9 protein-coding genes are annotated in these 11,676 nt (G+C 58.6%); 2 read left to right on the top strand and 7 right to left on the bottom strand.

All coding sequences use genetic code 11. The features are described from left to right. Positions 1 to 19: 19 nt before the first annotated feature. Positions 20 to 964, top strand: coding sequence for a 4-hydroxy-3-methylbut-2-enyl diphosphate reductase (ispH, locus tag FHR73_RS17700; RefSeq protein ID WP_042137075.1), 945 nt, complete (start codon positions 20 to 22; stop codon positions 962 to 964). 59 nt (positions 965 to 1,023) lie between these two features. Here the strand turns inward: ispH and FHR73_RS17695 are convergent, their stop codons facing one another. The 6 genes from FHR73_RS17695 to FHR73_RS17670 form a co-directional block, all read right to left on the bottom strand. Beyond that, positions 1,024 to 6,159: a PilC/PilY family type IV pilus protein gene (locus tag FHR73_RS17695; protein ID WP_183633014.1), complete on the bottom strand. Its 5,136-nt coding sequence runs from the start codon at positions 6,157 to 6,159 to the stop codon at positions 1,024 to 1,026. A 17-nt stretch (positions 6,160 to 6,176) separates the two neighbouring features. Next, positions 6,177 to 6,725 (bottom strand): PilX N-terminal domain-containing pilus assembly protein, encoded by a 549-nt coding sequence (locus FHR73_RS17690; protein ID WP_183633013.1) that lies wholly within the window; start codon positions 6,723 to 6,725, stop codon positions 6,177 to 6,179. Next, a complete protein-coding gene (locus FHR73_RS17685) occupies positions 6,722 to 7,492 on the bottom strand; it encodes a PilW family protein (RefSeq protein ID WP_183633012.1) in 771 nt (256 codons plus the stop codon). The genes FHR73_RS17690 and FHR73_RS17685 overlap by 4 nt, the downstream gene beginning before the upstream one ends. A 3-nt stretch (positions 7,493 to 7,495) precedes the next feature. Further along, positions 7,496 to 8,011 carry a type IV pilus modification protein PilV gene (gene pilV / locus FHR73_RS17680; protein ID WP_183633011.1) on the bottom strand — a complete coding sequence of 172 codons (516 nt, stop codon included), beginning with the start codon at positions 8,009 to 8,011 and terminating at the stop codon, positions 7,496 to 7,498. Continuing rightward, positions 8,008 to 8,517, bottom strand: a complete 510-nt coding sequence (locus FHR73_RS17675; protein ID WP_183633010.1) for a GspH/FimT family pseudopilin — start codon at positions 8,515 to 8,517, stop codon at positions 8,008 to 8,010. Before FHR73_RS17675 ends, pilV begins: the two co-directional genes overlap by 4 nt. 115 nt (positions 8,518 to 8,632) lie before the next feature. After that, on the bottom strand, positions 8,633 to 9,139 hold the full coding sequence (locus FHR73_RS17670) for a GspH/FimT family pseudopilin (protein ID WP_183633009.1): 507 nt from the start codon (positions 9,137 to 9,139) through the stop codon (positions 8,633 to 8,635). Between the two features lie 92 nt (positions 9,140 to 9,231). On the opposite strand from FHR73_RS17670, the gene thiO reads away from it, so the two are divergent. Then, the gene (gene thiO, locus FHR73_RS17665) at positions 9,232 to 10,335 is read left to right on the top strand and encodes a glycine oxidase ThiO (protein ID WP_183633008.1); all 1,104 of its coding nucleotides are present in this window, start codon (positions 9,232 to 9,234) and stop codon (positions 10,333 to 10,335) included. On the opposite strand, the gene FHR73_RS17660 is transcribed toward thiO, so the two are convergent. Beyond that, on the bottom strand, positions 10,336 to 11,676 hold the full coding sequence (locus FHR73_RS17660; protein ID WP_183633007.1) for a sigma-54 dependent transcriptional regulator: 1,341 nt from the start codon (positions 11,674 to 11,676) through the stop codon (positions 10,336 to 10,338).

The following is an 11,676-nucleotide window of genomic DNA, read 5'->3' as shown; positions in this document are numbered from 1 at the left end:
GAAGCGGGCAGAGGAGCCTATGCAGATCAAGCTCGCCAATCCCCGCGGCTTCTGCGCCGGCGTGGACCGCGCCATCGACATCGTCGACCGGGCGCTGGACGTTTTCGGTCCGCCCATCTATGTGCGTCACGAAGTGGTGCACAACAAGTTCGTGGTCGACAACCTGCGCGCCCGTGGCGCCGTCTTTGTCGAAGACGTGGCCGACGTGCCGGACGACGTCATCCTCATCTTCAGCGCCCATGGCGTCTCCCAGGCCGTACGCCGCGAGGCCGCCGAGCGTGGCCTCAAGGTGTTCGACGCTACCTGTCCGCTGGTGACCAAGGTGCACATGGAGGTCGCGCGCTACAGCCGCGACGGCCAGGAATGCATTCTCATCGGCCACGCCGGGCATCCGGAAGTGGAGGGCACCATGGGCCAGTACGACGATCGTGCCGGCGGGGCCATCTACCTGGTGGAAGACGAGGAAGACGTGGAAAAGCTCGAAGTACGCAACCCCGAAGCCCTGTTCTATGTCTCCCAGACCACCCTGTCGATGGACGATACCCGCAAGGTGATCGACGCCCTGCGCGCCAAGTTTCCCCGCATCAATGGCCCGCGCAAGAACGACATCTGCTACGCCACCACCAACCGCCAGGACGCCGTGAAGACCCTGGCCCTGGAAAGTGACGTGGTGCTGGTAGTCGGCAGCCCCAGCAGTTCCAACTCCAACCGCCTGCGCGAACTCGCCGAACGCCTGGGCACCCCGGCCTATCTCATCGACGGCGCCGAGGACCTGCAGCAGAGCTGGTTCGAAGGTGTCCAGCGCATCGGCGTCACCGCCGGCGCCTCGGCCCCCGAGGTCCTGGTACGCGGCGTAATCGACCAGCTGCAGAGCTGGGGCGCCACCGGCGAAGTCGAGCTGGAAGGCGAGCCGGAACATATCACCTTCACCCTGCCGCGAGAGCTCAGGGTAAAGGCGGTATAGCGCCTCGGCACAGGAGGTAGACAAAAAGGCCGCTGCTCCCAGGAGCAGCGGCCTTTTTGTTATTGAGCGGGAAGCAGCATCCGCCAGGACTGACGTCCATTGGCTGCAGGGCCTGTCGTGGCCGAAATGCAGTTGCCGCTGGAGTCACAGATCAGCGTGGTGAGGTTGGTATTGCCCGTTCGGGTTCCGGTAAGAGAGTTGTCTCCAATGGTGCCGTCCGTACCCGAAATGGAGCCGGAACTCAGGCTGTCTGCCCCATCTATTCGCCCGTCATTGTTAAGGTCGAAAACGTTGTGCAAGGTTCGCCCGCCCGCTTTGGCATCGGTTGCATAGAGGATGCTATCCAGGCCCGCGGAGCAGGGATCAGCGTTGGGTGTAATGCTCGTGAATACCAGGGCGTCACCCAGGGTACGCAGCGGAAACACTATCCTTTCTCCGGTATTCGTTGTGCTGCCAACCAGTTTGAGGTCGACATACCAGCCGGATTTGTCGACATCGGCATCTGTTTCGCCGCTCGCCCTGTACCAGTTGATCGAATTGGCGGAAAGGAGCCGAACGTTTCTCGTCACGCCGTTGTTCGAGTAGGTGGCGGCGGTCAGGGTTTGCTGTTGCAGAGAAGAGCGGTTTCGAGTCTTCACCATGTTGTCAGTGGTGGTTTGACCTAATGTCCAGCGGTCCCAGACGCCATAAACGGTCTGGACATCGAAGGGCGAAACCTTGTCATTGACGCCTAGGTAGCGACCCGTCCCGAAGGCGACCAGATAGCCGGTTAGGGTGGGATGCTGAATCAGCACAGGCGCCACCGTGATCGCCTGCGGCTTGCCGGCGCCAGATCCCGTGGTCTGGTCATTGGTAGTAGCACGATAGAGCGGAGCCCCACCGAAAGCTACCTGGAAACTTCTGGCACTGTCTGCACCATCGTTGTCTCGGGCAAAGGGGGTATCCGCCGACATCGGCTTGAACAGATCGAATCGCCACAGGTTCCCTAGCAAATCACCTGCGTAGGCCGCGTCAGTCACGATATCCGCGTTGTAATCCGCGGCTTGAATCGTAGAAAGGCCATTGCTGCCTCCGGTGGGACTCTTTGCTTCCAGCGCCTTTATCAAGGTGCCGTCTTCGATGTTCAAGGCATAGAGGATGGCCTTGCCGCTATTGGCGTTGGCACTGTAGTAGCCGTTACCAAAAATGGCCGCCCAGTTACCGTCGTGTAGGCGTTCGATTGATGGCTTGCCGAAGCTATAGCCCAGGTTGCTTAGCTTGGTGGCTGCATCAAGTGTGGCTGCGCTATCGGACGTAAACTCCCAGAGCAGTTTGATTTTGGCAGGATCTGGATCCGTGATATCCAGGGCGAACAAGCCCCGTCCGCCACCGCCAAGCGTCCCAACCAGGACCGTGCGCCACGTACTGTCACTCTTGAAATAGACGTCTCTGACCGTGATAGGCCCATCTACATAGTAATGGTGGGCAAGGTTGGCCGTGCCGTAGTCCTTCGCCATCAACCGGTTGAGATTGGGTATGACCGGCGTGGGTACGAAAGCAAAGGTCTCCTTCAGAGTGGCCGCATCGAAGGCATGCAGCATGCCATCGTTGGCGCCGACATAGATCTGGGCGCGTCGCGAGGTCTGAGTCTTTTGAAATTCGGTGTAGCTGGCTACCGTCCCATCGACCTTGCCGATCCGGTACGCCAGATACTGAGCGGGTCCTACCAAGACCGGTGAGGAATTGACAATGTCACCCAGCAGCGAGGTTCGAGTGCGGAAATTCGGGCATCCCGAAGAAGTACATTGGCCCAGTAGGAACCTGACCCGATCGGCGCCTTGTCCATCCCTATTGCCAGAAGGCGCACTGTCGAGCGAGTCCCGAAGATTTGTACCGTCGAAGCTTCTGTCCTTGAGACTCTCATAGGAGAAATCTTGCAGGCTCTTGCCGTCGGCACTGACCATCTTGACGACACGGCCATCGGGGAAGTTGGCTCTGATGGTTGAGTTGATCGTCTTGCCATCGCTCTTGTAGGTGTCCCTGATCAGATCTCCGGTCCAGCCATCGGCGTTGAAGGACGTCCGATAGACGACCCGATTTCCCAGCCCGGTATCGTCGGTCTGACCGCCTTGAACGGTAACGCGGGTAACGGAAGAGTTCTTCTGGACGATGCTGTTGAAGGCCTTGGCCAACTGGTCCTTCAGTGTAAGGGCGTTGGTCACCAGGAGATAATTATCGGGCACCTGGTCACCATCTGTATCCCAGTTGCCAGTAGTACCGTACTTGGCGGCGTACCACAGCGGGTCCTTGAGTACCCCGGCGCCTACGCCGGTCGCACTGAATTGGCGTACCGCCGTAGGCGGCAGGCCCTTGCACTCGGAATTATCCAAGTTGGCAATGCACCAGCCAGCAGGCCGATTAGGCGGGGTATTGAGACGGTAAGCGGTCTGACTATCGCATACACTTCTTTGACCATTATTGACGGTGCCGTCTCTTAGGTCACAAACCTCGAGATAGAGGCCGTCCTTATCGGTGCCGGAAATCGTGTAGCCCATGTGCTGCTGAGCGCCGCCCGCAGCATATTCGGAGGTCAGGGTTATATTGAGCTTGAGCTTTCCACCATCATTCGGATCGGGAGCGACCGCGAGGGTATAGAGAACGATAGCGTCCATATCGAAGTCAGCGCCCTCTTCACTGTCCTCCCAGTTGATCCGAAACTCTGCATAGGGACGGCCACCGTTGACGGTGCTGTCGGTATTTGCCGTCGTAGTGTTGGCCAGCTTCTGCACGTAGAAATCAGCGATCTGGTTGGTAGCCTGATACTGATTCTGCCCCGGATTTTGTACGGACTTGGCGAAAGGAACGAGCGTGATCTTGTTGTCGCCAACCGGAAATTCGATCTTGGGGAAAGGCGAAGCAAGGGCAACCGCATAGGTCAGCAAGGGCTTGCTGCCACCTATATTGTGCATGGCGCCAAAGCGGGCTATTCCAGCTGAATAGTAGGTGCCTTGCTTGCCTGGCTCCTCGGGCGCCAGACCGCGAATACGGGAGAGCGCTGTCAGCGTTTTTTGCGTGGGTGCACTGTCGGCAGCCGATTCGGTTTCGCCGATAAAGACCTTGGTATCGTTCAGGCCCTCTGCGGCGCCAATTGCATCCGTTTCGGTGCTTACGTTGAGATCGCTGATGGATTTGGGATTACCGCTGCCGTCCGTCGTGTTGTCCCAGCGACTCCCCGGCAGTTTCCAATCGTAATTGGGATTGATATCACTCAGAACCGTCATGGCCGGAACAGAGCAGCGCGGATAGCCAGAACCGCCATTGCCTTTGGAATAGGGCGGTAGCCAATCCGGTTGTGAAAGTCCAAGTCTGGAATCAGGAGTGGTGGTCGTTTTGGAATAAGCGAAGCTTGGAGTCGGACCTGGGGCGCCAGCGAAGTAGCGTAGCGCCTCATACATCATTTCCGCGGTAGGTGTGCCCCACATATAGCAGGGATCGGTCGCCAGGTTGCTGGTAGGGTTGCGGTTGTAACCACAGCCGTCCTGGTCGTATTGGAAGTTGTTCGTGCCGTTGGAGTTGTAGTAGGTGAAACCAACAGTCCGGAATTTGTTGATCGTGTCGACGATGCCACTGACGTCATTGCTAGCACCACAATTGCCATTGAGACAAAACTGCCCGGTGCTTAGTGTGAGCTCCCGGGCGAAGCTCTGGATGTTGGATCTTAGCACGCCGCCATAGAAGTGGTTTTTGTACGACCCGGTCAGCAAACCGAAGTACATCTTGTCGGTTTCGCCATAGTCATGAAGGATGCCGGTCGGTTTGTAGTTTCCTTTAAGATAGAGGCGGCAATTGCTCTCGCGCAGGGCGGAATTGCTGGTATTGCCCGCGTCATTAGGGCACACCTCTACCTGGACGTTGTAGTCAACTCTCTTGGCGTTCTCGGGTATGCCTGCCGGTGTTTGCCAATACAATCCCCAGGAATCACCGCCATCCACTTCCTCGTGGCGAAAGACGATATCGTAGCTGACGCCCGCTTGAAGACTAACGCTTCCCGAGTGGGCATCGCTGCCACTGTCCAGAGGACCGTGGCCGCCGTACCAACCTACCGTGGTGCCTCCCAGCTTTACTTCAACGGCATCATCGCCATCAACGGAGATTTTATAGGTACCGGTCGTGTCAACTTTTATCGTCCCGGTAATTTCGGTTATATAGTAGTCGTTGCCGCATGTTTGCTTTCCAGAGGTTACGGCGCCGTTGAAGGGATTATTATTTGAACCGGGTGCATAGATGCCATTGCTGATGGCTTTTGATCCACACAGTCTGCTGCCTTGCGCATCCGTGTTGAACAGGGTCGTCATGCCGTTGGCATTGGTGGGGTGAGTATTGTTGGACTTTGCCCAGGTCGAAATCTTCAGGTTCGTAAATGTCTCAGGCGGTATCAGCGTCCAGCCGTTCTTGGGGCCTGCATTCGTACAGATGATCCGAGTGCCGCTGGCATTGACACATTCATCGCCTCCCACGGGGCGTTCAATGGATACCCAGTTCCAAATTCGCAAATTGACGTTGGTCAATACCCGCATTTGCGGAACGCCGGTTTCACTCAGGGATGCCACGGCTATCAAGTGCCGATAACCTACAGTCGGCGCTTTGAGCGGAGTGAACTTGCTGATGTCGTAGCCATCGATGGCAACGCTGGTATATTCCTTGCCCCAGGTATGAGCATCCTGAGGAATGTGCGCGCCTTGCAGGACTGTAGTGGTAGCGTCATCGGTACTGCGATAGCCACCAAAAAGTACCTTACGTAGTGCGTCCATACGGGAGGTGGCGATATAGTTCAGGAAATCGCCACTCCATTGACTGGTGCATTCCTTGCCTGTGGTACCTGAGCCTACACCGGTGGGAACAAAGCGATTGCTGGTATAGGTATAGCAGAGCTTAGAGTTGAAATATCCGTAGTAATCTATGCCCTTGTCAGCCTTGGTTTTGTAACCTTTGTAGCCAATGTCTAGAATGCCATCGCCGTTCAGGTCGGAGGCATCATTGTAGGCTTCATAGAAAAGTTTGTGATCACGTCCCATTACCAGGAGATTTAGGGGTGGAACGGAGTCGGTCACGAACAAAGGACTTTGCGCCACGTTGACATCCTCCGCGGCAATCGACAGCAAAGGCGATACTAGGGCGCCAACGGTTATCAGCGATCTCGCCAAGAAGGTTTTCATTATCAATTCCCTGCTGTCTAGAATTGCCTGGAGATCACCGCTCGCAAGCAAACCACGTCAACCGAGCAAGGCTTGGCATCGGCTGAACTGGCGTCTGATTTGTAAGCCTGAGCGTTGACCTCGTAATAGGACACGCAGCCCTCACCCCTGGCATTTTTTTCCGGATCGCTGCAGCTGCTATTGGCGCCCTGAGGAATATCACGCAGGTACCAATGAACGTTTCTGTCCAATTTCGTCGGATTGCTGGTATCTCCATAGGCCAGCGACTTACCGACAAAGTCGGTTTTGTAACCATCGGCAGTGCTGGGCACGAAGCCCTGAATACAGGGCTTCTGCGTTAGGGGATTCGGACAGCCATCGGGCGCGCCGTTTTTACTGAGTCGGCGTTCGGCATCACGGAGACCGGCTTCAGTGGCGGCAAGGAGGTTTTTCTCCTCAAGCAAATTGCCGGTAATCCGGGTTTGCAGCGTACTTTCCTGGATGCTCGAAACCGCCAGTAGCGTGATAAGGATCAGCATGATCAGCGCGATCAGCAGCGAGGCGCCTTGTTGGGACCGACGTTTCATGGCATCAGATTTCTCAGGCTGATGGTGCTGCCCGCAATTTGATAGATACGGTTATCGCTATTTTTAAATTCTGTTTTGTAGCGGTCATTCCAGCTGGCGATGATAGGGTTGACGCCTGTATCTAAATTCTTGCTACTGGCGAGCAACAGTCGATAACGAACTGCACCGATTTGTTGGCCGGCGGGTGGTTTTTCACTGTAGGAGGAAACCTTCCTTGCGGTAGTGCTTGCCCCAAAGTCGAATCGCACGTCGGCTACGCCATCGATCAGAGTGCCGATACCTTTTGGGGTCTGGCAGGTGAGCCCGGGAAGGTCTTCATCCGTATTCTTCGTCAAGGTGTAGCGCTCGACAAATTCAGCAGTGGTACTGGTATAGGGTATTTTCAGGTTTGCGCTATCGGATGCACCATAGCCAAGACAATCTAGTTCGGCTGTATCCCTAGGCTTGTATCTGATGCACAGGGTCTGGCTGTCGGGGGTGTTGATAGTTTCTCCGGCTGCAAACTTGCAAAATTTATAATCTTTCGCAGGAAATTCTGCGGTGACGTCGACGAAGGGGCGTCTTCTGAATCCGACTTTGGACAATTGCTGCTCCAGCATCAGGAGCGAATAGCGCCCATTCTCTTGGTTGATGGCTTGGCCTTGTTGGAATAGATAGTTTTGCTTGTTGGAGATATAGAGTTGCGTTACGCCTAATATAAGAAAGCTGCTGATGACCAAGGCAATCATCAGCTCGATAAGAGAAAGACCCCGTTGATGATGGATCATGACCTAGAGCTCCGACCGCAAGCGATAACGGCAGATGCCTTTATCCACATCAGGGTTAGCGGCATCTTGGCTATCCAGACACTCCCCGTTTCTAACTCTCCAGGCCAACTGAATCTCGATGGTGGTGCCATCCGCATCGCAGGTATTGGCGGCTTTCGCTTTGCACACATGGAATTCGTTCTTCAGCAAATCGGCATCCACACCAGGGAGCAAGCGAGCGGCTTCCTTGGACCAGCAGCTCAGCTGCTTGTCTGCTTCGCTGGGTGTGCTGGTGCAGTCGTCGATTGCTGGAAAAACGTCTCCATTCATCTTTTCAGAGACCTTGCCCTGGGCGCGCAATAGTTCGAGCGCGTCCTGCGCCAGCATCGCTGCCGTATTGCGCTGCGTGGTGTCCTGAGTGAACGCGATGGACTTGCTTTGGAGAGCGACCATGCCGAGCACGCCGATCGTGATGAGTACCAGAGTCACCAGTACTTCGATCAGGCTGAAACCATCTGACTTGATGATTGACCTGCTCATGGCTTGCACGCGGTCAGGACGTTGCCCGTTTCGTCTGCCTTGCCCTTGGCGTAACGCCTGGTCACACCATTGCGTTGGATGTCGATCTTGTAGCCGTAAGCCACCTCTAGATCATGGCAGACGAAATAACTGACGCGGGATGCGACGTCGCCGTTGGTGGTTCCGTCGGCGAAGTAGCTCAGATTCGCCTGGCTTGCCCGGACAGCCACCTGGGCCGGACTGATAGACATCGTACGCACCTGTGCGGTGGGAGCGTCACAGGAGCCGAGAACCGATATCAACTGTGTTTCAGATAGGCAAAGGGAAACGGTTGTACGCCTGAGTACCGCCTCTGATCGCGCATGCATGATCAAGCCAAAGACATTGTCCGCTACGCTGCTGGTCCGCGTCTGATTGATGAGGCTGGTAAAGCTCGGTACAGCGATAGCCGCGAAAATGCCCAGCAGGGTCACCACCGTCAGCATCTCGAGTAATGTGAATCCCTTCTGCGCATGGGCGCGGTGCATGGTGACTTCCTATACTCAGCCAGGGGTTAGTTTCTTGCCGAGCTCTGCAGCTGTCGCCTGGGAAAGGACAGTCGGGAGGAGATCTTGGATGGCCGGTTACCCGGCTTCGGAATCATCAATTTGCCGATTGCTCAAGGCACAGAGGACGACCCTTTGCTCTGGCTAGGCGCGCACGGCCATGATTGTTGATGGCAATTCGGGAGATTTCCTTGCCATGCGTATTACATAGGGAAAGAGTGCCATTGAGCCCAGCGCTGGTACCGTTGTGGCGATAGGTAATGGCACTCGTCCGGTTCCATCTGATCTTCAAGCCAGGGGGCATATCCGCTTGCCGTAGCAGAACCTCATCGGTATCGGTATCCCGCACCTGCCAGCCGCGTGCCCAGCTGTCTCCGCATCCTGACTCATCAATCGGACAGAGCACCACGGTATGGCCACGCTCAATGCTCAAGGTACGGGCTGCCTGCAAATGCCTGAGGAGTGTATTGGCCATTGCCTCATTACGGATTCGCTCCAGCCAGTCCGAGGCGATGGGCACAGCCACAGTTGCCAGAATGGCAAGTATGCTTAGTGTTAAAAGCATCTCGAACAGGCTCAGTCCGAGTTCAGAGGTTCTCTTCATTCTCATCCTTGAGAAAAAGGTAGACGCCGTCCTGGAAGGCCTTTTTGCTCGTATCGGTAGAGAGTGTCAAGGCTAGATGATGAGGGTGTGACGTGATCTTTGATGTAGCGGTGGTCGGCGCGGGTGCGCTAGGGCTGATGTCGGCCTATTGCCTGTCCTTGAGCGGTCGGCGGGTGGTGGTGGTCGAGCGGGGCGAGCCGGGGCGGGAGGCGTCTTGGGCCGGTGGCGGGATCGTGTCGCCGCTGTATCCGTGGCGCTATCAGCCGGCGGTGACGGCGCTGGCGCACTGGTCGCAGGATTTCTATCCGGTGCTGGGGGAGCGGCTGCGGCAGGAGACGGGGGTGGACCCCGAGGTGGAGGTGACCGGGTTGTACTGGCTCGATCTGGAGGATGAAGCCGAGGCGCTGGACTGGGCGCGGCGCAATGTGCGGCCGCTGGCGTCGGTGTCGGTCAAGGAGGTGCGGCAGCGGGTCCCGGTGCTGGGGCCAGGCTATGAGCGAGCGGTCTTCATGGCGGGGGTGGCTAACGTGCGCAATCCCCGGCTGGTGCGCTCCCTGCGCGAAGCCCTGCTGCGCATGCCGAATGTGACGCTGGTGAGCGAGTCGCCGGTGACCGGCTTCCTGCGCCAGGGCGAGCGGGTAGTGGGGGTGCAGACCGCGCGCGAGGCCATCCATGCCGAGTCCGTGGTGGTCTGTGCAGGGGCCTGGAGCGGTGAGTTGCTGCAGACCCTGGGGCTGGCGGTGCCGGTGCGGCCGGTGAAGGGACAGATGCTGCTGTATCGCCAGCCGGTGGGCTTTCTGACCAGCATGGTGCTGGCCAAGGGGCGCTACGCCATTCCGCGGCGCGATGGTCATATCCTCATCGGCAGCACCCTGGAGCACGCCGAATTCGACAAGACGCCGACCGCCGAGGCGCTGGCCAGTCTGCAGGCGTCGGCTGCCGAGTTGCTGCCGGCGCTGGCCGGCCAGGCACCGGTGGGGCACTGGGCAGGGCTGCGGCCAGGGTCGCCGGATGGCGTGCCCTTCATCGGGCCGGTGCCGGAGCTGCCCGGGCTGTGGCTCAACTGCGGGCACTATCGCAACGGCCTGGTGCTGGCACCGGCCTCCTGCCAGTTGCTGACCGATCTGCTCACCGAACGCACGCCGATCATCGATCCGGCGCCCTATACGCCAGGCGAGCGGCTGGCGGCGGGCTGATCAATCGATGCCGAGCTTCTTCAGGCGGTAGCGCATCGACCGGAAGGAGAGACCGAGGCGCTCCGCGGCAGCGGTGCGATTCCAGCGGGTCTCTTCGAGCGCCTGCATGATCAGCTGGCGTTCGATGGACTCCAAGTGGTCTTCGAGGTTGGCGATGTTGGCCAGGCTGGCTTCGCCCGTGGCGGTGGCCGCTGGCGCATCGGCCAGGCGCAGATCGGCCGGGCGGATGACGTCGCCTTCGCAGAGGGTGTAGGCCCGCTCCAGCATGTTTTCCAGTTCCCGCACGTTGCCGGGGAAACGGTAGCTCTTGAGCTTGGCCAGGGCATCCTCGCCCAGCGTGGCCGCGGCCAAGCCAGAGTCCCGCGCCAGGCGTTCGAGCATATGGCTGGCCAGAGCGCCGATGTCTTCGCGACGCTCGCGCAGGGCCGGCACCTGCAATTCGATGACGTTGAGGCGGTAGTAGAGATCCTGGCGGAAGGTCCCGGCGGCGACCTCGGCGGCCAGATCCCGGTGGGTGGCACTGAGAATGCGCACGTCCAGGCTGATCTCCTGCTGGCTGCCTACCGGGCGCACGGCCTTTTCCTGGATGGCGCGCAGGAGCTTGACCTGCATTGGCAGCGGCAGGTCGGCCACCTCGTCGAGAAACAGGGTGCCACCCTGGGCGGCCTGGAACAGGCCCTGCTTGTCCTCGATGGCGCCGGTGAAGCTGCCCTTGCGGTGGCCGAAGAATTCGCTTTCCACCAGTTCCGAGGGGATGGCGCCGCAGTTGACCGGCACGAAGGGCCGACCGGCCCGCGGACCCTGCTCATGGATCAGTCGTGCCACCCGCTCCTTGCCGCTACCCGATTCTCCGCTGATATAGACCGGCGCCTGGCTGCGCGCCAGCTTGGCGATCTGGCCCCGCAGGGCGCGCATCGGCGGCGATTCGCCGAGCAGCTGGGTTTCGCTGGCGCCGGCCACTGCCGGGGCAGGCCCGGACAGCCGCAGGGCGGTGCCCACCAGCTCGCGCAGGCGCGGCAGGTCCACCGGCTTGGTGAGGTAGTCGAACGCGCCGGCCTTGAGGGCCTGGACCGCGGTTTCCAGACTGCCAAAGGCGGTGATCATGGCCACCGGCAGTTGCGGAAAGCGCTGCTGGATGAACTGGATCAGATCCAGTCCCGAGCCGTCGGGCAGGCGCATGTCGGTCAGGCAGAGATCGAAGCTTTCCCGTTCGAGGACGGCCCGGGCATCGGCGATGTTCTTGGCGCTGGCGGTGTCGAGCTTCATCCGCCCCAGGGTGATCTCCAGGAGTTCGCGGATATCGGGTTCATCGTCGACGATCAGGACTTTCTGTCGGGCCAT

The organism is Pseudomonas sp. AS2.8, from assembly GCF_014190935.1.
In the GTDB taxonomy this organism is placed as follows: Bacteria; Pseudomonadota; Gammaproteobacteria; order Pseudomonadales; family Pseudomonadaceae; genus Chryseomonas.
The sequence above is the reverse complement of the archived record's forward strand: the minus strand, read 5'-3'. Positions and strand labels throughout refer to the sequence as shown.